This window comes from Streptomyces capillispiralis, from assembly GCF_007829875.1.
GTDB lineage: Bacteria > Actinomycetota > Actinomycetes > Streptomycetales > Streptomycetaceae > Streptomyces > Streptomyces capillispiralis.
This window is the reverse complement of the sequence record NZ_VIWV01000001.1, coordinates 5,304,959-5,331,860: the sequence shown is the minus strand read 5'-3', so window position 1 is coordinate 5,331,860 and position 26,902 is coordinate 5,304,959. Positions and strand designations below refer to the sequence as shown.

Sequence of the window (26,902 nt, the reverse complement as noted above, 5' to 3'; positions counted from 1 at the left end):
CCGGGACTACTCCCGGGGGAGTACGCGGGCATACCCCCGTCCCGCCCCGCTCAGCCCCCGGCGCGTACCGCCGTCCGGCCCCCGCTCAGCCCCGGTCGACCATCCAGGTGCCGTCCTCCTCGTCGTCCACCCGCACCTCCAGTTCGCGCAGGCTCATGCCGGCCTCCCAGAGCTCCCGGAAGCGTTTCATCCGGTCCTGGACGTGGTCCGGGCGTGCGATGAGCCGGGTCCTGATGTTGACGTCGCGCAGGTCCTGGTCGATCTCGTAGGAGACCGCCTCGTCGTAGACGATGAAGTCGTTGGTGGTGCCGCGCAGCAGGTGCGGCGGCAGTTCCGGCAGTACGGCCACGCGCACCTCGATGTGCAGGACCTCCTGCTCCTCGCACAGCCGCAGCAGCCGGTCGCCCAGCTCGCGGGCGCTCTCCAGCAGGAACAGCCGCTTCACCGGCACCCCGTGCTCGTCGATCGCCTCCTTCTGGGCGTGCAGGTAGCGGCTGGCGGGCTCGCTGTTCCAGAACTCCCGGTCGACGGAGGTGCTGATGGCGCAGATGGACTCCTGTGCCGCCCGGGTGAGGGTGAGCATCCAGTCGTGGTTCTCACCGGGGCACTCCACGCTCAGCGTGGACAGGTCCGTCATGTAGCCGATCACCCGCGTCATCTCCAGGCGGACGAAGGCGGACAGGATCGGCGGGCCGGGCGCCACGGCGTCGGCGAAGCCGGTGACCAGGTCGGGTGCCGTGTCGATGTCGATGCGGGGACCGGCCGGTGCCGGGCGCAGCTCCGCGTCCCGGTCCGGCGCGACGAGCCGGGTCTCGACGAGCTGCCGCATGTCCTCGGTGTGCCGGGTCAGGCCGTTCTGCAGTTCGTCGTGGCGCCGGAGGCCGTCCCGCACCGTGGCGGCGGTCTCGGCCAGCAGGTCCTCGGCCCGCCGGGCGCGTTCCTCCGCCGTCCGGTCCGGGCCGAGGAGGTGCTGGAGGACCATCGCGGCGGCGGCGCAGAGCGCGGCCGCGCCGAGTTGCCGCAGCGGTCCGTCCTCCGGGCTCAGCAGCGCGGCCACGCCCCAGGCCAGCAGGCCGAGGACGAGTGCGACCAGCAGTCTGCGGGTCCAGAGGGCCGGGTCCGGCGGGCCGGGTGTGTCGTCGGGCTGGGATGACTGTGCCGTGCTCATCTCGCTTCTCCCCCGTTGGGATACACGTCGGTTCGGGATGCGGGACTGTGCGTGGGGATCGGGTCGGGTCCGCTCACGGCTGGTGGGCGTCTCGGAGGGGACGGGCTAGGGAGTGGGCTCCACCTCCCGGTGCGCCGAGGGGATGGCGTGCAGGGTCAGCTGGTCGCGGATGCGCTGCACCAGCACCTGCCACTGCCGGGTGAAACCGGGCTGTTCCTCCAGCGCGGCCCACAGCGGGGCCAGTTCCGCGGACACCCGGGCCCGGGGCATCCACAGGTGCAGCAGGTGGTCGACGGCCGGCCGCAGCGCGGTGACGACGGCGGGGCGGTCCCCGGACGGGCCCGGGCGCGGCCGGGCGCGCGGTGTTCCGGGGCCCAGGCGGATGCCGTCCAGGATGTGGACGACGGTCGTCAGCAGCCAGTCGTGCAGGGCGAGGTCCTCGCAGAGCCCGGCCACCTCGGCGCCGCGGGTGCCCTCGGGGACCCGCAGCCGTACGGTGCGCAGCTCGTCCTCCTCGACGGTGAACCGCTCGATGGACGGCCCCTCGCCGTGCCGGGTGGGCAGGGCCACCCAGCGCAGCCGGGTGGGCCGGGACCTCAGGGGCGGCCGGTGGTCGAGCAGGGGGTGGCGCAGCAGCCGGGTGAGCAGTCCGCCGGCGATCAGCCCGACGTCGAGTTCACCGCGCCCGCCGCCGTCGAGGAGGCCCTGCGCGACCGCGTCCCGGGGCAGTTTCCCGAACGGCTCGACGACCCCGGGCCGTACCAGGTAGTGGCCCCAGGGCCGGCGGTGGTCGGGGCCGGTGGCGGGGACCCGGAAGGACGCGGAGGTCTGCAGGACGCGTCCCTCGGTGAGCGCGGCCCGCGCGGCGACCGTGCCGACCGCACGGACCCGGGCGCCGTTGGAGCTGGGGAGGGGGCAGTCGACCCCGGTGAGGGTGTCGGGGGAACGCCCGTACACGTTGGGCCGCTCGGAGACCAGGACCCGCTCGTCGGCGCGCAGCCGCAGCAGCTGGGCGGCGGCCCGGCTGTCGAGGGCCTGCCCGGTGGGCAGCAGGCAGGTCCGGACCTCGCCGCAGGCGAGCACGGCACGCGGTGCGGGCGCCTCCGGCCTCATGTCAGGTCCCCGCGTAGAAGAGGTAGGAGACGCGGTCGGCCACCGAGTCGGGTACGGCGGCCGCTTCGCGGGCGGACCGTTCGGCGACCTGGTGCAGCGCCTCCGGGTCGACCTCGATCTGGTCGAGGATCACCCGGACGGCGTGTTCGACGGGCAGGAAGCGGTTGGGCAGCACGGAGCAGGTCCGGTAGGCGGCGAAGGGGTCCGCCCGCGGGTTGAGCCGCACCAGCGTGGGCAGTTCGTCCCAGTCGTCGGGGAAGCCGGCGTCGGTGGCCGGCTGGGGGGTCAGGACCGCCTCGCCCTGGTTGCGCAGCAGCCCGAGGCGGGCGAGCTGCCACACGGCGGCCAGGAAGGGGCAGGACCAGATGCGCTGCCCGTCCGGGGTGTCGCTCCACAGCTCGACGTCCAGGAAGACGGAGTGGCGGCGGGCCGCGGTCTCCGTGGGCGGCTGCCAGGCGGTGGCCTTCTTCATCGCCTGCGGGGCGCGCGCGGTGGGGCTGCGCTCGCCGTTGGCCAGCCAGCCGGTCTGCGCGGCCGGTGGCCGCACGCCGTGGCTGCCGGGCGGGGGTTCCTCGACGATGCGGCCGGCCACCGCCTCCGCGACCGGCACCTTGCCGGTGACGGCGCAGCCGGACTCGCGGGCCAGGTAGTCGATGACCAGTCCGGCGCGGTCGGCCTCGGCCAGCAGCAGGGGGACGAGTTCGGCGGGGCTGGAGAACCGGGTGAAGTAGTCGTCGATCAGGAAGCAGGTGCTGATCCGGGGGCGTGTGCCGCCCGCCTGGGCGGCGGCGAACGTACGCGCCGCCTCCACCCAGGGGCGGACCCGGTCGAAGTGCTGCCGCAGGTGGGCGGGGCCGGCCTCGAAGTCCTCCAGGTAGAAGTGGCCGAGTTCCAGGGAGAGATGGGACAGCGGGACCGCCTGGGTCCGTGGTTCGGCGGAGGTCTCGCGGAACACCGCTTCCGTCATGTCCGCCCCCAGTGGGAGTCGTCGGTCAGGCGCCGGGCGATCTCCTCGAGCGCCTCCAGCGTCTCCTTGTTGGCGATCTGGGTGGAGAGCACGTCCTCTTCGGTGATCAGCTGTTCGCGCCACTGCAGGATGGGCTCCAGCGGCACGATGCCGAGGACGACGCTGTCCCCGATGCGGTGCTCCGCGGCGAGCCGGCGCAGCGCCTCGTCGCAGGACTGCATCCAGGCGGCCTGGGCGGGCGAGCCGTGCAGCCACACCGGCGAGTCCGGGTCGGGCACGGCGGCCCGGACGAAGCGGATGGCGCCCTGCAGGGTGTCCTCGTCGTGTCCGCGGTCCACGCCGCCCCTGACGATGCCGTTCTCCCGGTGGACGAGACCGGAGGCGGCGATCACGTGCTGCCGGGTCCAGCGGTGGAAGACGAGCCAGCGGAAGGGGACGTAGCGCATGCGGGGGTGGGCCGTGGCCGCCAGGACGAGGTCCACGGCGTAGCTGCGGCCCGCGCTCAGGTCGACCACGATGAGGTCGAACTCGCCGTTGAGCTGGAGCAGGAGGTCGACGCACCGCTCCAGGGCGTCGTCGTCCGTGGCGAACTCGCCGCCGCCGACGTCACCGGGGAAGAGGACCAGGCGGCCGGACTGGTTCGGCCGGGACCGCAGCAGCGGGTGCTCGGTCTGCCGCCAGACGTCGATCCGGGCCGGCTCGGTGACCGCGCCCTCGAGGTAGGAGTGCAGGCCCCGTTCGTCGGTGCCGCGCATCGCGCCGGGGACGTCGAAGACGGCGGCGGCGGTGGGCGAGCCGAAGTCGAAGTCGACGTAGGCCACGTGGTCGCCGGTCAGGGCCCGCTGGTAGGCCAGGTTGGCGCTGGTGACCGAGCGGCCCGTGCCTCCTTTGTCGGAGGCGGCGAAGACGAGCACGGCTCAGCCCTCCTGTGTGGCGGCACCCCGGGCCTGGGCCAGGGTGTCGAGTTCCTGGAGCACGGGCAGGGCGAGCGCGAAGGCGGTGGCGGGCCGTTCGTCGACCAGGCCGCGGGCGTGGTCGAGGCGGCTCTCGATGCTCCGCATGGCCCGCCCCCGGCTGCCGTCGGCGGAGGCGGGTGCCTCCAGCTGCTCCTTGCCGAACAGGTGGGTGGCCTCGCTGAGCAGTTCCCTGGCGAGCTGGGCCAGTTCCGGGCTGCGGATGGGCTCTTGCTCGTACAAGTTGCGCGCGGCGACCAGGCACTCGGTGACGCGTTCGGTGACGCTCCAGGACAGGCGCCGGGTGAGGCCGCGCGCGTCCGGGTAGACGGCCTGCACGTTGTCCCACAGGCCGGTGCCGTGGCCCTCTTCGATCCGCCGGTTCCACAGGTGCTCGAAGGTCTGCTCGGCGAGGCGCAGCAGACGGTCCTGGGCGTCGATGTTCCGGGACAGCTCGGCGAGCTGGATGGTCCGCTTGAGCAGCTGGGCCGAGAAGTCGGTCATCCGCCACTGGAGGAGCGAGCCGGAGCGTTCGGAGCCGGCGAGCGGCATCATCACTCCCGGGTCGTGCAGCCGGACCACGGGGTCGTTCCGCGTCATCCGGCTGGTGATCCGGCCGCGGTCGGCGAGGCGTTCCATGATGGCGACGGTGCGGGTGAGGTCGTCGTCGGTGGCCTTCCGGCGGACCAGGTCGTGCACGAGGATGGCCGCGACGGTGAGGGAGAAGTACTCCGACTCCAGCCGCAGGCCGGTGGTCTGCCAGGGGAGGTCCTCCAGGGGCCAGCGTTCGCTGCCGAACCGGGCGACGGCCGACCAGTACTGCTGGCTGAGTTCCCAGCGCAGCCGCAGCGCCTCGGCGAGTTTCTGCTGGTCGGCGTCGAGCAGGCCCAGGGTGAGGGTGCGCTCGGAGAAGAGGTCCTGGATGCCGTCCAGGGCGACGACGGTGAAGTACACGTAGGGCAGCCGGTCGGCGATGCCGTCGGGCTGGCCGGGGACGTGCACGCTCAGGTCGGTGATCTGCGGCGCGTCCTTGACGACGCCCCAGGCCCAGCCGCACTCGAAGAGCTGGCTCTCGTCCCGGATGCTCTCCTCGACCTCGATGCCGCGGCTGAGGCTCTCGATGATCGTGGCGCGCAGCGGGCGGAACCGGCGGGAGAACTGCTGGAGCACCGCCCGGTCGGACTGTCTGTTCTGCCCGATGACGTCGATGAGCCGGCGGCCCTGTTCGGACTCGGCGTCGAAGACGTTGACGGTGAAGGAGCGCAGCAGGTTGATCATCGCGGCGGTCAGCCGGGTGCTGGTGGCCTCCCTCAGCTCGCCGAGCGCCTTGCGCACTTCGGGGCGGGTGGTGCTGGTCTCGTAGACCTTGAGGAACCCGAGCGTGGCGAGGCAGAGGGTGACGGACATGGAGTAGGAGTCGACGACGCCCAGCTTGCCCTGCTCGTAGGTGAGTTCGTCCTTGGGGTCGGCCGGTTTGAAGTACGGTCCGCCCGCGAAGGTGGGGCTGTCGTCCGGCCCGGTGTACGTGCGCATGAACTGGGTCAGCGCGGTGATCAGGTTGGGCGGGATCTCCAGCCGGCTGCCGACCCGCTCCAGTGCGCGCAGCACGTCCCGCTCGGTGGTGTCCGGCTGGTCCAGGCGGAACGCGGGGACCTCGGTGGCGGGGTACAGCAGACAGAGCAGCCGCTCGGCGTCCGCGACGCTGCTCAGCCCGTCGGTGTCCCCCCAGACGAGCTTTCCGTCGTCGAACGAATAGCGGGCCGCTGCCCGCCAGATGTCCAGCAGATGCTGGCGTGGCTTGATCTGCATCCCCCTACCCCTCGTACAGATCCGGTTGCCCGTGTTCAGACATGGTCCCCGTTCCTACGGGGCGGCAATCGCGGAATTCCGCCGCCCCAGCGCGAGGATCATTCCCTCGTGTCCCGGCCGCACCATGTGGTGCAGATCGTGGATCTCCAGTTCGTCGGTGAACTCCTCCAGGCTCTCCCTGACCCGGTTCTCGTTCACCCGGTAGGCCGGATACCGGTGGGCGCCGACCTTGTATCCGACCGACTCCTTCATGAACGCGGCGGCGAACGGCGCCGACTCGTTCAGCGCGTCCATGAAGCACCGCACGCCCCGCCGGAACTCGTCGGGGCACTCGGACATGGAGTCGGCGACGAAGAACATCGTCCCGATGTCCCAGCGGCGCTGTCCGTCCAGGTCGAGCAGGTTGGCCCGCTCCGCGCGGACGATCTCGCCGAACCGGCTGCGCGGGTCGAGCGACTGGTAGGCGGGGGCGTCGCGGAGCACGTCCCAGAACGCGTCCCACACCTCGTCGTATCCCTCGGGCGACGCCTGCCTTTCGAGGTATTCGACGTTCGGGCGGGCGTATTCCAGCAAGAGGATCTTTTCGCACCAGGGCAGCATGGACAGCGCGGGATAGAGATTCGCACCGGCCCCCACGTCGACACCGCGCACCGAATCCGGAATTCCGCCGTCGAAGCAGCCGCTGAAATAGTCGCGCAGCAATCGGACGATCAGCAGGTCGACCTCGAGCGGAGTGCGGTAATTGAGGTCGACATAGGCCTCCGGATCGAACTTCGACCACGGGGCGTCGGCGTTGCGGTCCATAGTCACCCTGCCGCGTTCCATTCAGTGTCGGACAAGACCGTGTGCCTGTCTGCGCGTCCTCGTGAACGTCGGCAGGTGAAGCAGCATCTCCGGTGCTCGCACGGTAGGCCGGTGGGGCACGCGGAAAAAGCCAGGAACACGCCAGTCCTCAATGAACGGGCGCACACCAGGCGCACGCCGGTATAACTCCGCACGCCTGAACTCGCCCTTGCACGCGGTGAGTTGGAAGCTCACTCTAGCCAGAAGAACTCACCGGCCGCCAGCGGGAGCCGCAATCCTCCCGGGTGATGGGGCCGGTGCGTGCCGCGTTGACGTCCGCATGTCCCGACTGGGGGGTGGCATGACCGCCGAACCGCTGGAGTACGCCCTGGACCGCCGCGAGGACCTCGGGGAACCGGCCGGTTTCCCGGGGGCCGGGCGCCTGGTCCTCCGGGCGGCACGGGAGTCCGACCTGCCCGAGCTGCGCCGGCTCGACGAGGAGGTCTTCCAGGAGGTCGCCTACCCCGCGTTCCTGCTGCGCCAGCTCTACGACATGTACGCCGGGCACCTGCTGGTCCTCGACGAGGGCGAGGGCCGTCTGCGCGGCTACGTGCTGGCCGCCACCACGGCCCTGAACCGGGACAGCTGGATCCTCGGGCTGTGCGTGACCCCGGACCGCCGCCGTCACGGACTGGGCCGCGAGCTGATGACGGAGATCCTGGCACGGCTGCGCCGGGACGGGATCGAACACGTGCGGCTGACCGTCGAGCCCGCCAACCGCGCCGCGATCCTGCTGTACCGGTCGCTGGGATTCCGGCCCGAACAGCCCGGCGACGGCCTGCGCCGGGACTACTTCGGCCCCGGCCAGGACCGCCAGATCCTGCGCCTCGCACTCCCCGGGAACCGCTGAGCCGCCGCGACGGGCGGCGGCTCCGGTCAGGACGGCGTGCGGGCCGCCGCCAGCAGGCGGGTGACGTCGTCCGCGCAGATGGTGAGGGCCGCGCCCACGGTGGCCAGGGTGTCGCGCTCGGCGGGGGTGTAGGGCCCGTCGGCGAGGGCGATGCGGGCGCCCTGGAGGAGGATCGACTCGCGGCCCGGCGCGGCGAGGTGCGGGGCGAGCGGGTCGAGGGCCTCGTGCAGCTCGATGGCCAGTCCCGCCGCGCAGGGCTCGCCGGTGAAGCGGCCGGTGTCCGCCTCCAGCGCCTCGACGAGCGCGGCCAGCTGCTCCTCCGTGCAGTCGTCGAAGCCGGCCGCGCGCACCGCGGTGGCGGCGGTCTCCAGGGACGCGCGCGAGCCGGTGCCGCCCGCGGTCAGCACGGCGAGGGCGACGGTGTGGACGGCGTCGCGGAGCATCGCGGAGAAGCGGGTGGTGGTGGGGTGGTCCAGGACGTCGGTGCCGAAGTGGCGGCGGCAGGCGGCGCATTCGACGACCGGCCCGGTCTCGCCGCGCGGCAGCACCGGCACGCCGAAGAGGGCGAGGCGGCGGTGTCCGGTCAGGCGCTGGTAGTTGCGGTCGCCGCCGCAGCCGGGGCAGAAGAACTCGCCGTCCCCGACGGGCGTCCAGGCGGTGCGGGTGCCCAGCAGGCGGGACAGTCTGGTGGCAGCGGCACGGCCGTTGGGTCCCCGTCCTGGCAGCACGTCGCACCTCCATATGGCCACAGCACCATCGCCGCGCTTGCGTGATGTTAGCCACATCCGGGAGTCGGAGTCAGTACCCCGGACGAGACCTTTCCGTGACCTCCACAGCATTTGGCCGGTATACGACGGGGCTCCGCCCGCCGGACAAGGCGGACGGAGCCCTCAAACTCCTCGAAACGGCTGTTCAGCGCGCCGCGCGGTTGACGGCCGAGACGACCGCCTTCAGCGAGGCCCGCGTGGTGTTCGCGTCGATTCCGATGCCCCACAGGACCTTGTCGCCGATGGCGCACTCGATGTACGAGGCGGCCTGCGCGGAGGCGCCCTCGCTCATGGTGTGCTCCTGGTAGTCCAGCAGGCGTACGTCGATGCCGATGCCCTGCAGCGCGTGGAAGAACGCCGAGATCGGACCGTTGCCGGTGCCGACCAGGGTGGTCTCGGTGCCGTCGACCGTGGCCTCGACGGTGAGGGTGTCCACGCCGTCGCGGTCGGTGGTGGACTGGCCGTTGGCGACCTGGATGCGGCCCCAGGGGTTCTCCGGGTTGGGCAGGTACTCGTCCTGGAAGACGGCCCAGATGTCGGCCGGGGTGATCTCGCCGCCCTCGGCGTCCGTCTTGGCCTGGATGAGCTTGGAGAACTCGATCTGCATTCGGCGCGGCAGGTCCAGCTTGTGGTCGTTCTTCAGGACGTAGGCGATGCCGCCCTTGCCGGACTGGGAGTTGACGCGGATGACGGCCTCGTAGGAGCGGCCGACGTCCTTGGGGTCGATGGGCAGGTACGGGACGGCCCACTCGATGTCGTCGACGGTGACGCCCCGGGCGGCCGCGTCGGCCTCCATCGCGTCGAAGCCCTTCTTGATGGCGTCCTGGTGGGAGCCGGAGAAGGACGTGTAGACCAGGTCGCCCACGTACGGGTGGCGCGGGTGGACCTCCATCTGGTTGCAGTACTCCCAGGTACGGCGGATCTCGTCGATGTCGGAGAAGTCGATCTGCGGGTCGACGCCCTGGGAGAACAGGTTCATGCCCAGGGTGACCAGGTCGACGTTGCCGGTGCGCTCGCCCTGACCGAACAGGCAGCCCTCGACACGGTCGGCGCCGGCCATCAGGGCCAGCTCGGCGGCGGCGACGGCGGTGCCGCGGTCGTTGTGCGGGTGGACCGACAGGCAGACGTGCTCGCGGCGGGAGAGGTGGCGGCCCATCCACTCGAAGCGGTCGGCGTGCGTGGAGGGGGTGGAACGCTCGACGGTGGCGGGCAGGTTGAGGATGATCTCGCGGCCCGGTCCCGGCTGGTAGACGTCCATCACCGCCTCACAGACCTCCAGCGCGAAGTCCAGCTCGGTGTCGGTGAAGATCTCCGGGCTGTACTGGTAGCCGAACTCGGTCTCGTCGCCCAGCAGCTTCTCGGCGTACTCCATGACCAGCCGGGTGCCGTCGACGGCGATCTGCTTGATGTCGCCACGGGAGCCGCGGAAGACGACGCGGCGGAAGACCGGGGCGGTGGCGTTGTACAGGTGGACGGTGGCGCGCTTGGCGCCCTTCAGGGACTCCACCGTGCGCTCGATCAGGTCCTCGCGGGCCTGGGTCAGTACGGAGATGGTGACGTCGTCCGGGATGGCGTCCGGGTCCTCGACGATCGAGCGGACGAAGTCGAAGTCGGTCTGGCCGGAGGCGGGGAAGCCGACCTCGATCTCCTTGTAGCCCATCCTGACCAGCAGGTCGAACATCGCGCGCTTGCGGGCGGGCGACATGGGGTCGATCAGGGCCTGGTTGCCGTCGCGCAGGTCGGTGGAGAGCCAGCGGGGGGCGGTGGTGATCCGCTTCTCCGGCCAGGTGCGGTCGGGGATGTCGACCTGGTCGTACCGGCCGTACTTGTGGATCGGCATGGGGCTGGGCTGCTGGCGGTTCGCCATGATGCGGGGGCTCCTCGGTGGTCCGCGGGGTGTCCGGAAGGGACGGCCGACGGCGCAACGCCAGACTCCGCGGGGAGGGGGTCGGCCTCTACTGCAGACCCTCACCGCGGCAGCTAAGGAGAAGCAGCCCGAAACGCATGATGCTCCGCAGCTTAACCGAGACGCCCACCGTGCGAGGGTCCGTATCAGTATGCGGGACCCGGGGGATGAACGGGACAAAAAGTGCCGTATACCACCGCACAGGAGAGCCGGAGGCGGAGTGGCCGGAGATTTCATCCATCACGGTTGCGGCTGGTGACAGTCGTGTCACGGAGTGCGATGGTTCCGGGTATGACCACCCACGGGGGCTTCGAGCCCGTCTTCTGCACCATCGTCCCGCCCCACGTCCTCGACCGCCTCGCGCAGGCCGACGACCCCGTCCTCGCCGGACCCGCCCGCCGGACCCTCCGCCGCGACGCCTACGAGCGCACCCAGCGCCGGCTCACCACCGTCGTCGGCGCCCCGGCCGTCGCCCCGCTCGCCGAGGCCCGGCCCGGCACCCCGCACCGCACCGTGTACGACGCCGGGCACGGCACCGGCCTGCCGGGCGAGAAGGTGCGCGGCGAGGGCGACGAGCCCGGCCGGGACGCCACCGTCAACCGCGCCTACGCGGGGCTGGGCGCCACGTTCGAGCTGTTCCTCAAGGCCTACGGCCGCGACTCGATCGACGGCAAGGGGCTGCCGATGGACGCGACCGTGCACTACGACGAGGACTACAACAACGCCTTCTGGAACGGCGAGCAGATGGTGTTCGGCGACGGTGACGGCGAGATCTTCCTGGACTTCACCCTCCCCATCGACGTCATCGGCCACGAACTCGCCCACGGCGTCACGCAGTACACCGCGAACCTGGACTACTTCGGCCAGTCCGGCGCGCTCAACGAGTCGGTGTCCGACGTCTTCGGCGCGCTCATCAAGCAGTACTCGCTGGGCCAGACCGCGACCGAGGCCGACTGGCTGATCGGCGCGGGCCTGCTCGCCCCGCGCGTCACGGGCACGGCGCTGCGCTCGATGAAGGCCCCGGGCACGGCGTACGACGACGACGTCCTCGGCAAGGACCCGCAGCCGGCGACGATGGACGACTACGTCCGCACCGGCCGCGACAACGGCGGGGTGCACATCAACTCCGGCATCCCGAACCACGCCTTCTACCTGGCGGCCACCGCCCTCGGCGGGCACGCCTGGGAGCGGGCGGGACAGGTCTGGTACGACGTTCTCACCGGCGGGGAGCTGGAGCAGGACGCGCAGTTCACCGACTTCGCGACGCTCACGGTGAAGGCGGCCCGCGCCCGCTACGGGGAGGGCGACGAGCTGCTGGCGGTGACCAAGGCGTGGGACCGGGTGGGGGTGCGCACGCCGTAGATCCGTACTAGACACGGACCATGCGCATTCAGGTGACACGCACCGGTGGGTTCGCGGGCATCGAGCGGCGGGCCGAGGTGGACACCTCGGGCCGCGCGGACGCCCCCGAGTGGCACGCCCTGGCCGAGCGGGTGGTGGCCGTCGGCCGGGGCACCCCGCCCACCGGGGTTCCGGACGGCTTCGGTTACCGCATCACGGTGGACGGCAGGTCGGTGTACTGCGCGGATCCCCGGCTGACGGAGGAGGAGCGGACGCTCATCCGCAGGGTGCTGAAGGAAGGCGCGTAAGCGCCTGCCGGGCGGCGAGGACACGAGGACCGTACGGGCGCGGGCCGCGGGTGCGGCGCCGCGCGCCTCAGAACCCCAGGCGCCGCAGCTGCTTCGGGTCGCGCTGCCAGTCCTTGGCGACCTTGACGTGGAGGTCGAGGAAGACGGGGGTTCCCAGCAGCGCCTCGATCTGCTTGCGGGACTTGATGCCGACGTCCTTCAGGCGCTTGCCCTTGGGGCCGATGACGATGCCCTTCTGGCTGGGGCGCTCGATGAAGAGGTTGGCGTGGATGTCGAGCAGGGGCTTGTCGGCGGGGCGGTCCTCGCGCGGGAGCATCTCCTCGACGACCACGGCGATGGAGTGCGGGAGTTCGTCGCGGACGCCCTCCAGGGCCGCCTCGCGGATCAGCTCCGCGACCATGACCTGTTCGGGCTCGTCGGTGAGGTCGCCCTCGGGGTAGAGGGCCGGGCCCTCGGGCATCAGCGGGATCAGCAGGTCCGCCAGCAGGCCGACCTGCTTGTTGGCGGTCGCCGACACCGGGACGATCTCCGTCCAGGTGATGCCCAGCTCCTGGCCCAGCTGGTCGACGGCGATGAGCTGTTCGGCCAGTGCCTTGCCGTCCACCAGGTCGGTCTTGGTGACGACCGCGACCTTGGGGGTCTTCTTGATCCCGGCCAGCTCCTTGGCGATGAAGCGGTCGCCGGGGCCGATCTTCTGGTCGGCGGGGATGCAGAAGCCGATCGCGTCGACCTCCGCCCACGTGGTGCGGACCACGTCGTTCAGCCGCTCGCCGAGCAGGGTGCGCGGCTTGTGCAGCCCGGGGGTGTCGACCAGGATCAGCTGGGCCTCGGGGCGGTGCACGATGCCGCGCACGGTGTGCCGGGTCGTCTGCGGCCGGTTGGAGGTGATCGCCACCTTCTGCCCGACCAGAGCGTTCGTGAGGGTGGACTTGCCCGCGTTGGGGCGGCCCACGAAGCAGGCGAAACCGGCCCGGTGAACGGCTTCGGCCGGCTGCTGCGATGACTGGGTACGAACGCTCATGCCGCCCATTGTCCCTGATCGTCGGAGCCCCGCCGTACCACCGCCCGGAACGGCGGGGCCGGGACGGGCGCCGTGGTGCCCGTCCCGGCCGTCCGCCCGGTGGATCAGTCGAAGACGAACGGGCCCGGCGCCTGCGGCCCGGTCGCCGTGCAGGTGATGGTGATGAAGCCGAACGCGGTCACCTTCAGGGTGCCGCCGAACGCCTCCAGGCTGTCGCCGGAGGCCACGGTTCCGGTGAGCGGGCCGACCTCGAGGGCGTCGCCGACCGCCATGGCCGGGTTCTTGGTGCCCTTGAACACGGTCTTGCCGCCGCCGGCCTTGACCAGGGTGAGCTCCGAGACGAGGGAGTCCCGGCCGAGCGCGACGGGCGCGGTGACCGCGGAGGTGGAGATGGTGACGGTGGCGGACGTGCCGTTCTGGGTGGCCGTCAGGGCGGCCTCGCCGCCGCCCCAGCTCCCGCAGTCGGCGTTGACCGTCGCCGTGCCGGGGGCGACGGCGGCGGCCGTGGGGGCGAACGCGAGCCCGCAGACCGCGAGGGCACCCGCGACCAGGGACGCACCTGTTCCGATTCGCTTGCCTCTCATAGGATTCCGGTCCCTTTCCGTGTGGGGGGAATTCCGTGGGGGGAACTGCTCGGCAGATGGGGTCCGGACCCGCTGCACCACACCGGCTGACGTGGTGTCAGGACCGGCGTCTCCATTGATGCGCGGGAGGCAGGGCGCGACAAGGTTGAAATCCGGCCTACTTACCGCCGGTAACAGATGGGTGCCCCTGGCGGTCTCAGCCCGCGGTGACGGTCTCCCGGACCGTCCCGTCCGTACCGGCCACCAGCACGGGCGTCCGTGGCCCGCCGAGGTCCCGTACGGCCGCCCGGTCCTCGGGCGACGCCGACTCCGCCTCCGTCACCACGGCCGCCGCCTCCAGCGACGTCGCGCCGGACGCCACGGCCATCGCCACGGCCGTCTGCAGGGCACTGAGCTTCAGGGACTCCAGGGCCACGGTCCCGGCGACATACGTCCGCCCGGTCTCGTCGCGCACGGCCGCCCCCTCGGGCACACCGTTACGGGCCCGCGCGGAACGGGCCAGGGTGACGATCTTGCGGTCCTCGGGGGCGAGGTCGGTGCTTTCAGTCATGGGGTGAGCATAAGGAAGCAGACCCGGTCAGCGCCGGGGGTGCCCCGGCTCGGTCCGCTCCGCAGCCTCGGCGCCGCCGGAAAGGGAAAGGAGGAAGGAGCCCCAGGCGGCGGGCGTGACACCGACGACACTGCCGTACCGCCGCTTCGAGTCGCGAATCAGAATCATGCTGCCGGTACAGGCGACCTCGACACAGGTCGACGGATTCTCCGGGCTGGCACTGCTCTTACGCCATGTCCATGACCCACTCACCCTCAACCTCCACCCCGGTCGCGGAACGGTCCAGCCGGGGTGCCCCCGTACAGCTGTCGCGGGGACACGCAGCAGCGAGACCAGGATAGCGGGACGGGCCATGTATTCGAACACGACAATTCCCGCCAACTTGCCGACCACAGCCGGAAGTTGGCGGGCTCGGGGCGATTCAGGCGGGATCCTGTTGCAGCAGGACCTCCAGTTCGTCTCCACCCTCGGTGACGCGCTCGGCGAGGCGCCGGAGCACCACATCCATGCCGTCCTTGAGCGCCAGGTCCTCGAGCTCCCAGAACCGCTCCAGGTACCGCCTGGTCTCCTCCGAGGAACCACCGGGATAGATGGCACCTCGTGAGTCCTCGATGAAGAGTGCGTCCTCCATCTCCTCGGCCTGGAATTCGAACAGAGTGAAGGGCCCGTGAATCCCGGGGTGGGCGCCCACACTGAACGGCAGGATCTGGATCGTGATGTGGTCGCGCGTGGACAGCTCGGCCAAGTGCTCCAGTTGCGCTCGCATCACCCCTCTGCCTCCGGTCTGCCGGCGCACCACCGACTCGTCAAGGACGAAGAAGAACTCACGTCCGCCGGACTCCTCCAGCAGCTCCTGACGGGCCAGGCGCGCCTCGACACCGCGATCGACGCGCTCCTCCGACGCCCCCTTGCCGAACGCCTCCATCACGGCACGCATGTACTCCTCGGTCTGCAGCAGGCCGGGGATGACGAGTGAGCTGTACTGCCGGTTGATCCAGGCGGCCGACTCCAGGGCCAGGAACTGCAGGAAGTCCTTGCCGTACAGGTCCCGGTACTCGGTGAACGGCATCCGCCGGCTACCCCGGGCCATGTTCAGCAGCTCTTCGAGCTTGCGCCGGTCCGTGATCCCGTACGCGGCGACGAGCGGACGCAGATCGTTGACCGAAATGCCGACCTCGCCGGCTTCGATCCGGATGAGCTTGGACGGACTCCACTCCATCCGGTCGGCGACCTCACGCTGCGTCAGGCCAGCGGCCAGACGGGCCTTGCGCAGTTCGGTGCGCAGCCGCAGGCGCAGCAACGCCGCACTCGTCACGACCATGACTGCTCCACCCCCCACCGGATCCAGCACTGTGCAACGTAGCAGATGTGCATATTACTCATCGAGACCTTTCGAGAAGGGTGCACCGGGTGGAGAGCTGCGCATAGACCCAGGGAGAGGACTACCACAGCACGCACCCACCCGCACTCGGGAGTCACGCAATCTGCGATGTCGCACATCGGATGAACCTTTTCAGAGGACTCGCATAGCTGGCTTACAACAGGCACTGTCCAATGCGGACCCTTCGGGTTACGCTGTCCAGCGTAACGCTTGTCGAACAGCCCACGTCGGCAAGGGGGTTGATCAGCCATCAGAACGCCCAGCGGACACGGTGAGTGCACGTCAGAGGCATCGTCCTTACTCCTGACACCGCCCGTTCGAGGCTCGCCGGGACACGGCGACGGACGGAGCCGAGAGGAGCCGATCACCGATGCCGGACCGACAGGAACAGGAAGGAGAGCGCCGCCCCGAACGAGCCGAGCGCACATGGGGGAAGCGGGTGGCCCTGGCCCTCCCGCTGATCAATCTCCTCATCGCGATCCACAAGATCGTCGACGAGTGGGTTCTGCCCTTCGTGTGACAGCAGTCAGCCCCGACCTGAAGGGCCGGGGCCGAGAGCGGCGGACGCTGTAGGAAGACGCTTCCGCTCCGAGTTTCCCTGGCAGGCGGCCCGGAGCGGTGGCGTCGTAGCGCACCGTGCGTACATTCTGCCGCCGTGCCACGGCGTTGGCGAGGGGCCAGTCAGGCCAATTCGGTGTGCGCCGGGGGCACGTTCGGGTGGGTCACGCCCGGTCGAGCTTCAGCCGTTCCGCTCGTGGCAGGCCGGCCACGACCAGGTCGTAGGAGTCCTCGACCAGCTCCCGGACCAGGCGGTCCGGGAGGGCGCCGTCGGCCGTCACCGTGTTCCAGTGGCGCTTGTTCATGTGGTAGCCGGGGACGATCAGGCCCGGGTGGTCGGTGCGGAGCCGGAGGGCGTCGTCGGGGTCGCACTTGAGGTTGACCGTGAGGGGGCGCGCGTCCAGGTTCGTCAGCGCGAACATCTTGCCCAGCACCTTGAAGACCGACGTCTCCGGGTTGAAGGGGAAGTCCTCCACGGTCGCGTCGAAGGACAGGCAGAGCGCACGCAGCCGTGCCGGGGTCACTCCGGCTTCGCCTCCTCCTCGGCGGGCGGGCCGGCCGGGTCCACCGGCTCCACCAGCACCGTCACGATCTTGTTCCGGCGTCCGGCCGCCGCCTCCGCGGTCAGCCGCAGCTCGCGGGTGTCGGGCAGCGCGACCACGGACGAGGCGCCCGCGATCGGCACCCGGCCCAGGTGCTTGGCGAGCAGCCCGCCGACGGTCTCCACGTCCTCGTCGTCGAACGCCTCCAGGCCGTACAGCTCGCCCAGGTCGCCGATGTCGAGGCGGGCGGTGACTCGGTAGCGGTCCCCGCCCAGCTCCTCCACGGGCGGCAGCTCGCGGTCGTACTCGTCGGTGATCTCGCCGACGATCTCCTCGAGGATGTCCTCGATGGTGACGATGCCCGCGGTGCCGCCGTACTCGTCGACGGCGACGGCGACGTGGTTGCGCTCCTTCTGCATCTCGCGCAGCAGGTCGCCGGCGTTCTTGGTGTCGGGCACGAAGAACGCCGGGCGCATCGCCGTGGACACCAGCTCGCTCTCGGCGTCCCGGCTGATGTGCGTCTTGCGGGCCAGGTCCTTGAGGTAGACGATCCCGACGATGTCGTCCTCGCTCTCCCCGGTCACCGGGATCCGGGAGAACCCGGAGCGCAGGGCGAGGGTGAGGGCCTGGCGGATGGTCTTGTACCGCTCGATCACCACCAGGTCGGTGCGCGGCACCATCACCTCGCGCACCAGGGTGTCGCCCAGTTCGAAGACCGAGTGCACCATGCGGCGCTCGTCGTCCTCGATCAGCGACTCCGCCTCCGCCAGGTCGACCAGCGCGCGCAGCTCCGCCTCGGAGGCGAAGGGCCCGTGCCGGAAGCCCTTGCCCGGGGTGAGCGCGTTGCCGATGAGGATCAGCAGAGACGGGATCGGGCCCATGATCCGCGCGAGCGGCACCAGGACGTACGCGGCGGCCGTGGCCGTGTTCAGCGGGTGCTGGCGGCCGATGGTGCGCGGGGAGACGCCGACGGCGACGTAGGAGACGAGGACCATGACCGCGATGGCGATCAGCAGCGCCTCGGCCGTGCCGTCGAACTCGCGCAGACAGCCGTACGTGATGAGCGCGGCGGCGGCCATCTCGCAGGCGACGCGGACCAGCAGCGCCACGTTGAGGTAGCGGGTGGGATCGGCGGCGATCTGCGCGAGCCGGGCGCTGCCGCGGCGGCCGGACCGTACGGCCTCCTCCGCGCGGAAGCTGGAGACGCGGGCGATACCGGCTTCCGCGCAGGCGGCGAGCCAGGCCACGACCACCAGGGCGATCGCACCGAGGACGAGCTGCGGGCTCATGACACGGTCGGGGCCGGGGACGGGCCGGTCAGGCCCCTCTCCGCGCGCCAGCCGTCCACGATGGCGGCCTGCAGACCGAACATCTCGGCCTTCTCGTCCGGTTCCTCGTGGTCATAGCCGAGCAGGTGCAGCACACCGTGGACGGTGAGCAGCTGGAGCTCCTCGTCCATGGTGTGCCGCGTCTCCGCTTCCTCACCCTGCCTGGCGGCGACCTCGGGGCAGAGCACGATGTCGCCGAGCAGCCCCTGCGGAGGCTCGTCGTCGTCCTTGGACGGCGGCCGCAGCTCGTCCATCGGGAACGACATGACGTCCGTCGGCCCGGGCAGGTCCATCCACTGGATGTGCAGCTGCTCCATGGCGCCGGCGTCCACGACGATCACCGAGAGCTCGGAGAGCGGGTGGATGCGCATCCGCGCGAGCGCGTAGCGGGCGATGTCGAGGATCGCCTGCTCGTCGACCTCGGTTCCGGACTCGTTGTTGACGTCGATCGACATCTGGTGCTCGGTCTACTTCCCCTTGTGCCCGGACTTGCCCCGGCCGCCCTTGTGCGTGCCGTTCTGGGTGCCGTGCTGGCTGTCGTACTGCTCGTACGCGTCGACGATACGGCCCACCAGCTTGTGCCGGACGACGTCGTGGGACGACAGCCGGGAGAAGTGGACGTCGTCCAGGCCCTCCAGGATGTCCTGCACCTGCCGCAGGCCGGACTTGGTGCCGTCCGGCAGGTCGACCTGCGTCACGTCACCCGTGATCACGATCTTCGACTCGAAGCCGAGGCGGGTGAGGAACATCTTCATCTGCTCGGGGCTGGTGTTCTGGGCCTCGTCGAGAATGATGAACGCGTCGTTGAGCGTGTTGTGCGTCAGCAGGTAGTCCTGGGTGACGTACAGCGAGTCCTCGGCCGCGACCTGGATGCAGACCGTCTCCTCGCGGCCCGCGGGCTCGATGCTGTCGATGAACCGCATCGGACGGCCGCCACCTCCCGCCGCGTCGTACGTGGCGCGTTTGCGGGCGAGGCGGAAGGGCTCGATGCCTTCGGGGAGGCGGATGTCGATGACGTGGGCGTCCCGGCGGTGGATGACGTCCCGGCCGCCCGCACGACCCGGCTCACGGCCCTCCGCCGCTCGCCGACGGGCGTAGGCCACTCCGCCCAACGACCGGACGAGGGCGATCACGTCGTCCCGGAGCAGGACCGACGTGGTGGTGAACTGCACCCGGCAGGTCCGGTCCTTCTGGACCACCGGACCACCGTCGGAGTCGAGGAGACCCTGGAGAACGCCCAGTCGTACCTCTGCGGAGTTGTACAGGTAGTCGTCCGGCACGAACTTGGTGTGGGACCTGGTGTGCAGGAGGTCGAGTCGGCGCAGGACCCCGGTGACCGGGTTCTCCAACGTGATCACGTCGCCGGGGGACTTCGTCCTGTTGATGACGTAGTCGGGGCCACCACGGTGCCGCAGCGTGACGCCCGGCAGCGCGGACTCCAGCGCCCGGGCCAGCTCCGGGTCCTCCGTCGCGAAGGACGGGGTGGTGGAGCCGGTCAGGCATCCATCGCCGAGCAGCAGCCCGAGAGCGTACGGGTCCATGGGGACCTCGGCCTCCGGAAGCTGTACCGGCGCGGTGAGCGTCGGCAGTTCGTAACGACGGGCATGTCCCGCGCGCAGGTCGCCGATCATCTCCTGGGTTTCGAGGACTCTCCACGGCTTGTCCCGGCGCCTGTCCGCGGCCGTACGGACGGTCCACAGGTGCTCACCACAGCACAGGGTCCATGAGCCGTCCTGCGCCGAGAGGCGGTAGACGTCCTTCTCCCCCTGGGGGTACACGCCGAGGACGGGGGTCGGCTGGCCGTTCGAACCGATGACCAGGTCACCGACCCTGAGGTCACCGATAGGACGCCATCCGTCCGGGGTGAGGACGTTGGTGAAGACCGGCTGGGCCCTGCCGCGCATGTACGCCAGCGGGGCGACCTCGATGGTCCCGGCCGCCATCAGGCGGGGGATGGAGTCGGGGTCGAGCATGTCGTGCAGCGCGTCGTACAGCGGGCGCAGGTACGGGTCGATCTTCTCGTAGAGCGTGCCCGGCAGGAAGCCGAGCCGCTCCCCCGCCTCGACCGCGGGCCGGGTCAGGATGATGCGGTTGACCTGCTTGGACTGCAGGGCCTGCACCGCCTTGGCCATGGCGAGGTAGGTCTTGCCGGTGCCGGCCGGGCCGATGCCGAAGACGATGGTGTGCTTGTCGATGGCGTCGACGTAGCGCTTCTGGTTGAGGGTCTTGGGGCGGATGGTGCGGCCGCGGGAGGACAGGATGTTCTGCGTGAGCACCTGGGCAGGGGTCTCCTGGCCGTCGCTCTGCCCGTCCTCGCTCGCCTTGAGCATGGCGATCGAGCGTTCCACTGCGTCCTCCGTCATCGGCTGTCCGGTGCGGAGCACCAGCATCATCTCGTCGAACACGCGCGAAATGAGGGCGACCTCGCTCGCGTCGCCGACCGCGCTGATCTCGTTGCCCCGGACGTGGATGTCGGCCCCCGGGAAGGCCTTCTCGATCACGCGCAGGAGGGAGTCTCCGGAACCCAGCACGGTCACCATGGGGTGCTGGGCGGGGACGGTCAACTGCACTCTCGCCTGCCCCTGCGCGGGGGTGTGAGCTGTGGGTGTCTGAGTCATGGGCCGGCGCTGAAGGCCTGCGGTTCCTCCTCGTCAGGGCCGCACGGCTGAGGGCGGCCTCGCGTGTCCCAGGGTACGCCGCGGGGGTGACAAGGCCGTAGGCCTTTTCGACCGCCGTTTGTCCGGACGCCCGGCTTCCACCCACCGGCCGCGCTTCCGGCCACCGGCCGTTCACCGGCTGTCCCCGCGAGCACCGGGGCCCGTCCGTCGACCGCCCCCTCCGTCGACCGCCCTCCGCCCGCTCCCGCTCCCCCTCAGGCCGAGCGGCGGAAGCCGATCGTCGGGACCGCGCGCCTCAGCGGCCAGGGCCGTACGCAGTCCTCCGGGACCACGTCCGCCAGGAACGCGTACCGCCGCAGCGCGGCGGGGTCCTGCCCCTCGACCGACTGGACCCTGCGCCACCACCCCGCGATCTCCGTCCACCCCGGCGCCGACAGCGAGCCGCCGAACTCCTGGACGGACAGCGCGGCGGTGAGGCCGGCGAAGGCGAGGCGGTCGGCCAGCGGCCAGCCGGCCAGCGTGCCGGTGACGAAGCCCGCGACGAACACGTCGCCCGCCCCGGTCGGGTCCAGCGCCTCCACCTCGATGGCCGGCACCGAGGCGGTCTCCCCGGTGCGCCGGTCCACCGCGTACGCACCCTCCGCGCCGAGGGTGACCACCGCGACCGGCACGTGCTCGGTGAGGGCGTGCGCGGCGGCGCGGGGGCAGTCGGTGCCGGTGTAGCGCATGGCCTCCTGCGCGTTCGGCAGGAAGGCCTCGCAGTGCCGCAGGTCGCCGAGCGCGGCGAGGTCCCAGGCGCCCGTGTCGTCCCAGCCGACGTCGCCGAAGATCCTGGCGCCCTGGCGCACGGCCTGCGCGATCCAGGGGGCGCTGCGGCCCGGCGTGAGGGAGGCGACCGCGGCCCGCGCGCGGGGCGGGCACGGAGGCAGGCCGGCGCCCGGGGGGCGGCGCGTGCGGGTGGTGGCGGGCGACGGGCGGTCGGGCTCCTCGGGGGGCGGTTCGTGGCCGTGGGAGACCATCGTGCGCTCGCCCTCGTAGGCCATGGAGACCGTGACCGGCGAGTGCCAGCCGGGCACGGTGCGCGACGGGGAGAGGTCGATGCCCTCGCCCTGCTCCAGCGCGTCCCAGCAGTACTCGCCGTAGTGGTCGTCGCCGAAGGCCGCCGCGAGGGAGGTGCGCAGGCCGAGGCGCGCCAGCGCGGTGGCCATGTTGGCGACGCCGCCGGGGCTCGACCCCATCCCGCGTGCCCAGGACTCGGTCCCGCGCACCGGGGCGGAGTCGAGCCCGGTGAAGACGATGTCGAGGAAGACGGTGCCGGTGAGGTAGACGTCCCAGGGGGGATCGTGCGGGGTGCGCAGGGCGGCGAGGGGATCGACCCGGAACGAGCGGTGCGATCCGTCGGTGACTGCCTTCCCTGTGGACGCCATCACGGTGGACTCCCTGACATGGTGCGGATCTGGCCAGTGTGCACCACATCACCGACACCGTGACGGCTGTCACGGTGCGGGCCCGCCCTTCGAGGAGTCTCAGGCCGTCGAGGGCCCCGGGTGCGCGGTGCGCGCCGCGCCCGGTGTCGTCCCGGGTGCGGTGGCCGTCGGGGCCTTGGACGGGCTGGTCCTGACGCGGTCGTTGCGTCCGCCGCCGCGCACCAGCAGCACGCTCAGCGCGGCCAGGAAGCCGACGACGGTGAGTCCGACCAGGCCGCCCTTGGTGGAGCCCGTCGAGTCCTCGATGATCCCGAAGGCGGTGGGGGCGACGAAGCCGCCGAGGTTGCCGATGGAGTTGATGAGAGCGATGCCGGGGGCCGCCGCGCGGGCGTCGAGATAGCTCTGCGGGATGGTCCAGAAGATCGGGGAGGCCGGTTTGAAGCCCATGGCGGCCAGGCAGAGCGCGCCCAGTCCCGCCCAGGGCGAGACGAACACGGCCAGCAGGGTGCCGCAGCCGCCGAGGACGAGCAGGGTCATCAGTACGGGGCGCCGCTTGCCGATGCGGTCGGAGACCCGCCCGCTGAGGTACACGGCGGCGATGGCGCACAGCCATGGCACGGACGTCAGCAGCCCGACCTGGAAGGAGCTGAGCCCGCCGATGTCGGCCACGATCGACGGCAGCCAGAAGGTGACCGCGTACAGGGCGACGTTGATCGCGAAGTAGATCCACAGGAAGAGCAGCATCTGGGGGTCGGCGAGCAGCTTCCAGCGGGAGGCGCGGCCGCGGGTGCCGCGCTGTGCGTCGCGGGCGTCCTGTTCGGCGTCGATGACGGCGACCAGGCCGGTCTTCTCCTCGTCGGTGAGCCAGTCGGCCTTGTCGATGCCGGAGTCGAGGAAGCGGTAGACGACGAAGCCGAGGACGACGGAGAAGACGCCCTCGATGAAGAACATCCACTGCCAGCCGGCGTGGCCCCAGATGCCGTGCATCTCCATCAGGGCGCCGGAGACGGGTCCGACGATGACGGTGGCGGTGCCCGAGCCCATGAGGAACATCGAGGTGGCGCGGCCGCGGTGGGAGTCGGGCAGCCAGCGGCTGAAGTAGTAGATGACGGCGGGGAAGAAGCCGGCCTCGGCGACGCCGAGCAGGAAGCGCAGGGCGTAGAACATCTCGACGCTGTTGACGAAGGCCATCGCGGTGGCGACGACGCCCCAGCTGATCATGATGCGGGTGAGCCAGACCTTGGGCCCGTAGCGCTCCATGAGGATGTTGGAGGGGACCTCGAAGAGGGCGTAGGCGATGAAGAAGATGCCGGCGCCGAGGCCGAACGCGGCGGCCGACAGGCCGACGTCGGCGCGGAGTTCGTCCTGGGCGAAGCCGAGGTTGACGCGGTCCATGTAGTTCGCGACGAACATGACGAAGAACAGCGGGACGACGCGGCGGAAGATCTTGCGGATGGCCGACTGGACGGCCGGCGGGTGGATCACTTCGGGGACCTGGGGCACTGCGGACACGAGCGGCTCCGATCGTGGCAGGGGGGAGGTGGGGTCGGCGGGGGCGGGCGGCGACGGCCGCCCGCCCCCGCCGGGCGGTCACCAGCGCGGGACGGCCGGGGTGACCCAGTCGGGGTCGGTGACCCGCATGGCCGCCGCGTCGTCGCGGTCGCGCAGCGAGCCGTCGTCGTCGAGCCACCGCTGGTGCAGGAGGGCGAGGCGGTCGCGGTCGAGTGCGACGCCGAGGCCGGGGGCGTCGGAGACCCGCAGGGTGCCGCCCTCGAAGGTGAGGCGTTCGGTGAGGACGTCCTCCGACTGCCAGGGGTAGTGGGAGTCGCAGGCGTGGTGGAGGTTGGGGACGGTGGCCGCCACGTGGGTCATGGCGGCGAGGCTGATGCCGAGGTGGGTGTTGGAGTGCATGGAGACGCCGACGCCGAAGGTGCGGCAGATGGCGGCGAGTTGCTGGGTGTTGCGCAGTCCGCCCCAGTAGTGGTGGTCGGAGAGGACGACCTGGACGGCGCCGGTGGTGAACGCCTCCTTGATCTCGGCGAACGTCGTCACGCACATGTTGGTGGCGAGCGGCACGCCCACCCGTCGCCCACCACCGCCCTTGTCCGAGGCGCTGCGCGCCGCCCCTTGCATGCGGGCGGCGACCTCGGCCATGGCGGGGGTGCCGAGCGTGGGGTCCTCCAGGTATTCGAGGACGTCCCCGAGTTCCTCGGCGACCTTCAGCGAGGTCTCCACGGACCAGGCGCCGTTGGGGTCCAGGCGCAGGGGGTGGCCGGGGAAGGCGTCGGCGAGGGCGCGGATCGCGGCGATCTCCTCGTCGGGCGGGAAGACGCCGCCCTTGAGCTTGAAGGAGGTGAAGCCGTAGCGCTCCTTGAAGACGCGGGCCTGCTCGACGACGCCGGCCGGGTCGACGGCGGCGCCCCAGTCGTCCTGCTCCGCGGTGACGCCCTCGGGGTGGCCGGCCCACTTGTAGAAGAGGTACGCGCTGTACTCGACGGCGTCGCGCACCTTGCCGCCGAGCAGGGCGTGCACGGGCAGGCCGAGGGACTTGCCGAGGGCGTCGAGGCAGGCGACCTCGAAGCCGGAGAGCACCGACAGGCGGAGCTTGTCGGCGGTCTGCACGCCGCGCAGTCCGCCGACGTCGACCTTGCCGGAGACCTGGGAGGCGTCGACGGCGACCTCGTCGGCCTCCATGAACAGCGCGTTCAGGTCGCCGGCCTGGCGGCCGACGAGCCTGTCCGCGAGGGGCTTGGCGAGGTCCAGGTACTTGGTGTCGCCGTAGGTCTCGCCCAGTCCGGTGGTCCCGTCGGCGGTGACCACCTCGATGATCAGGCGGGGGGTGTAGGGCTGGTGGACGCCCTGGGTGTTGAGCAGGGGCGGGTCGGCGACGAGGATCGGGGTGAGCCGGACCTCCGTCACGGTCAGGTCGCGGGCGGTCGGGGAGGTCACAGGGCGGCTCCTACGAGGTCGAGTCCGGTGGTGAGCAGGGCTTCGAGGTCGGCCAGGTCCCGGGCCGACGGGTCGGTGAGCGGGGCGCGTACGGGGCCCACGGGGCGGCCGCGCAGCCGGGCCGCGGCCTTCACCAGCGACACCGCGTATCCGGGCACGCGGTCGCGCAGTTCGACGAGGGGGATGTAGAAGCCGCGCAGCAGCGCGTCGACGGTGTCCCCGGCGCCGTCGCGCAGGGCGGCGAAGAAGGCGTTCGCGATCTCGGGGGCGAAGGCGTGGACGGCGGAGGAGTAGGCGGGGACGCCGACGGTGGCGTAGGCGCGGGCCTGGATCTCGGCGGTGGCGGCGCCGTTGAAGAAGAGGAAGTCCTCGGGGGCGGCGAGGGTGAGGCGCAGCAGGCGGTCGAGGTCGCTGTGGCCGTCCTTGAGGCCGATGACGTTCGGCAGGGCGGCGATCCGCTTCAGCGCGTCGGCGGTGTAGGCGACCTGGCCGCGCTGGTAGGCGACGAGCGGCAGCCGGGTGCGGGCGGCGATCGCCTCCACCTGGGCGACGAGGCCGTCCTGCGGGGCGGTGACGAGGTAGTGCGGCAGGACGAGGAGGGCGTCGGCGCCGGCCTCCTCGGCGATGCGCGCGAACCGGGCGGCCTGGGCCCAGCCGTAGCCGGTGCCGGCGACGACCGGCACCCGGCCCGCGCTCTCCTCGGCGGTGATGGTGACGACCTGCCGGTACTCCTCCTCGTCCAGGGAGAAGAACTCGCCGGTGCCGCAGGCGGGGAAGACGGCGCCGGGGCCGGTGGCGAGCTGAGCCGCGACGTAGGCGCGGAAGCCGTCCGGGTCGAGGGAGCCGTCGTCGTGGAAGGCGGTGAGCGGGAAGGAGAGCACCCCGTTCGCCATCGCGTCCTTCAGGCGGCTCGCCACGGCGGCCGCACCGCTCGGGTCCGTATCGGGACTCACCCGCACCCATCTCCCTATGTAGACGTCATCCACGTATGGAGATGAAGGTTAGGTACGCGAACAGGAGCCGTCAACGGTCCGGAGCGCCCCTTCTCCCGCCGGACTACGATCGGCGCATGTCGGAGACCGGGGGCGTGCGCGAGGTGAAGTCCGCCGCGCGGACAGTGGATCTGCTGGAACTGCTCGCCGCGCGCGGCGACCGCCCCGCCCGCCTCCAGGAGCTGGCGGACGCGCTGGAGGTGCCGCGCAGCTCGATGTACGCGCTGCTGCAGACCCTGATCGGGCGCGGCTGGGTGCGCACCGACGTCACCGGCTCGCTGTACGGCATCGGCATCCACGCCCTGCTCACCGGCACCAGCTACCTCGACTCGGACCCCCGCGTGCGGATCGTGCGCCCGTATCTCGACGAGGCGTCCGACGCGCTGGGCGAGACCATCCACATGGGGCGGCTGGACGGGCACGACGTGGCCTATCTGGCGACGCGCGAGTCGCACGAGTACCTGCGCACCATCAGCCGCGTCGGCCGGCGGCTGCCCGCCCACATGGGCGCGCTGGGCAAGGCGCTGCTGGCGGAGCGGCCGGACGAGGAGCTGCCCGAGGGACCGTACGAGGCGGCCACGCCCAACACGCTCACCTCGCGGGAGGCGCTGGCGGCCGATCTGGGCCGGGTGCGGGAGCGCGGCCACTCCGTGGACCGGGAGGAGGGCGTGCCCGGGATCGTCGGCTTCGGCTTCGCCCTGCGGTACGACTCCCCCGCGCAGGACGCCATCAGCTGCTCGGTGCCGGTGGCCCGGCTGACGCCGGAGCGCGAGCGGCGGATCGTCGCCGTGATGCGGGAGATCCGGACCAAGGTGGAGGCGACGGTTCCCGCAGGTGGCGGGGCCATTCACTGGCGGTAGCGGACGCGGCTACCCCCGCCCCCGAAACCTCAAACGCAAGAGTGTCTTAGATCACACCTTGCGCGCT

Annotated in this window: 26 protein-coding genes; 5 read left to right on the top strand and 21 right to left on the bottom strand. The window is 71.3% G+C overall.

The window, feature by feature from the left end; genetic code table 11:
• Positions 1–85 precede the first annotated feature (85 nt).
• The 6 genes from FHX78_RS23160 to FHX78_RS23135 form a co-directional block, all read right to left on the bottom strand.
• A complete protein-coding gene (locus tag FHX78_RS23160) occupies positions 86–1,168 on the bottom strand; it encodes a hypothetical protein (protein WP_145869336.1) in 1,083 nt (360 codons plus the stop codon).
• Positions 1,169–1,273: 105 nt separating this feature from the next.
• Positions 1,274–2,281: an SCO2521 family protein gene (locus FHX78_RS23155; RefSeq protein WP_145869335.1), complete on the bottom strand. Its 1,008-nt coding sequence runs from the start codon at positions 2,279–2,281 to the stop codon at positions 1,274–1,276.
• Position 2,282: 1 nt separating this feature from the next.
• On the bottom strand, positions 2,283–3,248 hold the full coding sequence (locus FHX78_RS23150; protein ID WP_145869334.1) for an SCO2522 family protein: 966 nt from the start codon (positions 3,246–3,248) through the stop codon (positions 2,283–2,285).
• Complete coding sequence (locus FHX78_RS23145; RefSeq protein ID WP_145869333.1) at positions 3,245–4,162, bottom strand: SCO2523 family variant P-loop protein; 918 nt, start codon at positions 4,160–4,162, stop codon at positions 3,245–3,247. The genes FHX78_RS23150 and FHX78_RS23145 overlap by 4 nt, the downstream gene beginning before the upstream one ends.
• Before the next feature lie 3 nt (positions 4,163–4,165).
• Complete coding sequence (locus FHX78_RS23140; RefSeq protein WP_145869332.1) at positions 4,166–6,010, bottom strand: SCO2524 family protein; 1,845 nt, start codon at positions 6,008–6,010, stop codon at positions 4,166–4,168.
• A 54-nt stretch (positions 6,011–6,064) separates the two neighbouring features.
• On the bottom strand, positions 6,065–6,835 hold the full coding sequence (locus FHX78_RS23135) for an SCO2525 family SAM-dependent methyltransferase (protein WP_145869331.1): 771 nt from the start codon (positions 6,833–6,835) through the stop codon (positions 6,065–6,067).
• A gap of 319 nt (positions 6,836–7,154) precedes the next feature.
• Between FHX78_RS23135 and FHX78_RS23130 the strand changes: the two genes are divergently transcribed.
• Positions 7,155–7,703, top strand: coding sequence for a GNAT family N-acetyltransferase (locus tag FHX78_RS23130; protein WP_145869330.1), 549 nt, complete (start codon positions 7,155–7,157; stop codon positions 7,701–7,703).
• A 26-nt stretch (positions 7,704–7,729) separates the two neighbouring features.
• Here the strand turns inward: FHX78_RS23130 and FHX78_RS23125 are convergent, their stop codons facing one another.
• Together FHX78_RS23125 and leuA are read right to left on the bottom strand one after the other, a co-directional pair.
• Complete coding sequence (locus FHX78_RS23125) at positions 7,730–8,431, bottom strand: TerB family tellurite resistance protein (RefSeq protein WP_145869329.1); 702 nt, start codon at positions 8,429–8,431, stop codon at positions 7,730–7,732.
• Between the two features lie 184 nt (positions 8,432–8,615).
• Positions 8,616–10,337, bottom strand: a complete 1,722-nt coding sequence (gene leuA / locus FHX78_RS23120; protein ID WP_145869328.1) for a 2-isopropylmalate synthase — start codon at positions 10,335–10,337, stop codon at positions 8,616–8,618.
• 330 nt (positions 10,338–10,667) lie between these two features.
• On the opposite strand from leuA, the gene FHX78_RS23110 reads away from it, so the two are divergent.
• Positions 10,668–11,738, top strand: coding sequence for a M4 family metallopeptidase (locus tag FHX78_RS23110; protein WP_145869327.1), 1,071 nt, complete (start codon positions 10,668–10,670; stop codon positions 11,736–11,738).
• Positions 11,739–11,758: 20 nt separating this feature from the next.
• On the top strand, positions 11,759–12,025 hold the full coding sequence (locus tag FHX78_RS23105) for a protealysin inhibitor emfourin (RefSeq protein ID WP_145869326.1): 267 nt from the start codon (positions 11,759–11,761) through the stop codon (positions 12,023–12,025).
• A 67-nt stretch (positions 12,026–12,092) separates the two neighbouring features.
• Here FHX78_RS23105 and era read toward each other — a convergent pair whose 3' ends face one another.
• The 5 genes from era to FHX78_RS23080 form a co-directional block, all read right to left on the bottom strand.
• Positions 12,093–13,046, bottom strand: coding sequence for a GTPase Era (gene era / locus FHX78_RS23100; RefSeq protein WP_167531828.1), 954 nt, complete (start codon positions 13,044–13,046; stop codon positions 12,093–12,095).
• A 104-nt stretch (positions 13,047–13,150) separates the two neighbouring features.
• Positions 13,151–13,630: a hypothetical protein gene (locus FHX78_RS23095; RefSeq protein WP_145869324.1), complete on the bottom strand. Its 480-nt coding sequence runs from the start codon at positions 13,628–13,630 to the stop codon at positions 13,151–13,153.
• 196 nt (positions 13,631–13,826) lie between these two features.
• Positions 13,827–14,180: a cytidine deaminase gene (locus FHX78_RS23090; RefSeq protein WP_145869323.1), complete on the bottom strand. Its 354-nt coding sequence runs from the start codon at positions 14,178–14,180 to the stop codon at positions 13,827–13,829.
• A 27-nt stretch (positions 14,181–14,207) separates the two neighbouring features.
• The gene (locus FHX78_RS23085) at positions 14,208–14,534 is read right to left on the bottom strand and encodes a DUF397 domain-containing protein (RefSeq protein ID WP_145872117.1); all 327 of its coding nucleotides are present in this window, start codon (positions 14,532–14,534) and stop codon (positions 14,208–14,210) included.
• A gap of 67 nt (positions 14,535–14,601) precedes the next feature.
• Positions 14,602–15,501 (bottom strand): helix-turn-helix domain-containing protein, encoded by a 900-nt coding sequence (locus tag FHX78_RS23080; protein WP_145869322.1) that lies wholly within the window; start codon positions 15,499–15,501, stop codon positions 14,602–14,604.
• Between the two features lie 430 nt (positions 15,502–15,931).
• On the opposite strand from FHX78_RS23080, the gene FHX78_RS36865 reads away from it, so the two are divergent.
• Positions 15,932–16,081 (top strand): hypothetical protein, encoded by a 150-nt coding sequence (locus tag FHX78_RS36865; RefSeq protein WP_167531827.1) that lies wholly within the window; start codon positions 15,932–15,934, stop codon positions 16,079–16,081.
• A gap of 202 nt (positions 16,082–16,283) precedes the next feature.
• Here the strand turns inward: FHX78_RS36865 and FHX78_RS23075 are convergent, their stop codons facing one another.
• The 8 genes from FHX78_RS23075 to FHX78_RS23040 form a co-directional block, all read right to left on the bottom strand.
• Complete coding sequence (locus FHX78_RS23075; protein ID WP_145869321.1) at positions 16,284–16,643, bottom strand: MmcQ/YjbR family DNA-binding protein; 360 nt, start codon at positions 16,641–16,643, stop codon at positions 16,284–16,286.
• On the bottom strand, positions 16,640–17,950 hold the full coding sequence (locus tag FHX78_RS23070) for a hemolysin family protein (RefSeq protein WP_145869320.1): 1,311 nt from the start codon (positions 17,948–17,950) through the stop codon (positions 16,640–16,642). The genes FHX78_RS23075 and FHX78_RS23070 overlap by 4 nt, the downstream gene beginning before the upstream one ends.
• Positions 17,947–18,444 (bottom strand): rRNA maturation RNase YbeY, encoded by a 498-nt coding sequence (gene ybeY, locus FHX78_RS23065; RefSeq protein ID WP_145869319.1) that lies wholly within the window; start codon positions 18,442–18,444, stop codon positions 17,947–17,949. The genes FHX78_RS23070 and ybeY overlap by 4 nt, the downstream gene beginning before the upstream one ends.
• 12 nt (positions 18,445–18,456) lie before the next feature.
• Positions 18,457–20,607 (bottom strand): PhoH family protein, encoded by a 2,151-nt coding sequence (locus tag FHX78_RS23060; RefSeq protein WP_145869318.1) that lies wholly within the window; start codon positions 20,605–20,607, stop codon positions 18,457–18,459.
• A gap of 254 nt (positions 20,608–20,861) precedes the next feature.
• Positions 20,862–22,034: a carbohydrate kinase family protein gene (locus FHX78_RS23055; RefSeq protein WP_145869317.1), complete on the bottom strand. Its 1,173-nt coding sequence runs from the start codon at positions 22,032–22,034 to the stop codon at positions 20,862–20,864.
• A gap of 99 nt (positions 22,035–22,133) precedes the next feature.
• Positions 22,134–23,516, bottom strand: a complete 1,383-nt coding sequence (locus FHX78_RS23050) for an MFS transporter (RefSeq protein ID WP_145872116.1) — start codon at positions 23,514–23,516, stop codon at positions 22,134–22,136.
• Positions 23,517–23,624: 108 nt separating this feature from the next.
• Positions 23,625–24,983: a glucarate dehydratase family protein gene (locus FHX78_RS23045; RefSeq protein ID WP_145869316.1), complete on the bottom strand. Its 1,359-nt coding sequence runs from the start codon at positions 24,981–24,983 to the stop codon at positions 23,625–23,627.
• Complete coding sequence (locus tag FHX78_RS23040; protein WP_373313058.1) at positions 24,980–25,942, bottom strand: 5-dehydro-4-deoxyglucarate dehydratase; 963 nt, start codon at positions 25,940–25,942, stop codon at positions 24,980–24,982. The genes FHX78_RS23045 and FHX78_RS23040 overlap by 4 nt, the downstream gene beginning before the upstream one ends.
• Before the next feature lie 110 nt (positions 25,943–26,052).
• On the opposite strand from FHX78_RS23040, the gene FHX78_RS23035 reads away from it, so the two are divergent.
• Positions 26,053–26,835 (top strand): IclR family transcriptional regulator, encoded by a 783-nt coding sequence (locus FHX78_RS23035; RefSeq protein WP_145869315.1) that lies wholly within the window; start codon positions 26,053–26,055, stop codon positions 26,833–26,835.
• Positions 26,836–26,902: the final 67 nt, after the last annotated feature.

Bases quoted from the DNA above. Each gene is read 5' to 3' on its own strand.
- FHX78_RS23160 (WP_145869336.1), bottom strand. From the start codon at position 1,168: ATGAGCACGGCACAGTCATCCCAGCCCGACGACACACCCGGCCCGCCG.
- FHX78_RS23155 (WP_145869335.1), bottom strand. From the start codon at position 2,281: ATGAGGCCGGAGGCGCCCGCACCGCGTGCCGTGCTCGCCTGCGGCGAG.
- FHX78_RS23150 (WP_145869334.1), bottom strand. From the start codon at position 3,248: ATGACGGAAGCGGTGTTCCGCGAGACCTCCGCCGAACCACGGACCCAG.
- FHX78_RS23140 (WP_145869332.1), bottom strand. From the start codon at position 6,010: ATGCAGATCAAGCCACGCCAGCATCTGCTGGACATCTGGCGGGCAGCG.
- FHX78_RS23135 (WP_145869331.1), bottom strand. From the start codon at position 6,835: ATGGAACGCGGCAGGGTGACTATGGACCGCAACGCCGACGCCCCGTGG.
- FHX78_RS23130 (WP_145869330.1), top strand. From the start codon at position 7,155: ATGACCGCCGAACCGCTGGAGTACGCCCTGGACCGCCGCGAGGACCTC.
- leuA (WP_145869328.1), bottom strand. From the start codon at position 10,337: ATGGCGAACCGCCAGCAGCCCAGCCCCATGCCGATCCACAAGTACGGC.
- FHX78_RS23110 (WP_145869327.1), top strand. From the start codon at position 10,668: ATGACCACCCACGGGGGCTTCGAGCCCGTCTTCTGCACCATCGTCCCG.
- FHX78_RS23105 (WP_145869326.1), top strand. From the start codon at position 11,759: ATGCGCATTCAGGTGACACGCACCGGTGGGTTCGCGGGCATCGAGCGG.
- era (WP_167531828.1), bottom strand. From the start codon at position 13,046: ATGAGCGTTCGTACCCAGTCATCGCAGCAGCCGGCCGAAGCCGTTCAC.
- FHX78_RS23095 (WP_145869324.1), bottom strand. From the start codon at position 13,630: ATGAGAGGCAAGCGAATCGGAACAGGTGCGTCCCTGGTCGCGGGTGCC.
- FHX78_RS23090 (WP_145869323.1), bottom strand. From the start codon at position 14,180: ATGACTGAAAGCACCGACCTCGCCCCCGAGGACCGCAAGATCGTCACC.
- FHX78_RS23085 (WP_145872117.1), bottom strand. From the start codon at position 14,534: ATGGCCCGTCCCGCTATCCTGGTCTCGCTGCTGCGTGTCCCCGCGACA.
- FHX78_RS23080 (WP_145869322.1), bottom strand. From the start codon at position 15,501: ATGGTCGTGACGAGTGCGGCGTTGCTGCGCCTGCGGCTGCGCACCGAA.
- FHX78_RS36865 (WP_167531827.1), top strand. From the start codon at position 15,932: ATGCCGGACCGACAGGAACAGGAAGGAGAGCGCCGCCCCGAACGAGCC.
- FHX78_RS23070 (WP_145869320.1), bottom strand. From the start codon at position 17,950: ATGAGCCCGCAGCTCGTCCTCGGTGCGATCGCCCTGGTGGTCGTGGCC.
- ybeY (WP_145869319.1), bottom strand. From the start codon at position 18,444: ATGTCGATCGACGTCAACAACGAGTCCGGAACCGAGGTCGACGAGCAG.
- FHX78_RS23060 (WP_145869318.1), bottom strand. From the start codon at position 20,607: ATGACTCAGACACCCACAGCTCACACCCCCGCGCAGGGGCAGGCGAGA.
- FHX78_RS23055 (WP_145869317.1), bottom strand. From the start codon at position 22,034: ATGGCGTCCACAGGGAAGGCAGTCACCGACGGATCGCACCGCTCGTTC.
- FHX78_RS23035 (WP_145869315.1), top strand. From the start codon at position 26,053: ATGTCGGAGACCGGGGGCGTGCGCGAGGTGAAGTCCGCCGCGCGGACA.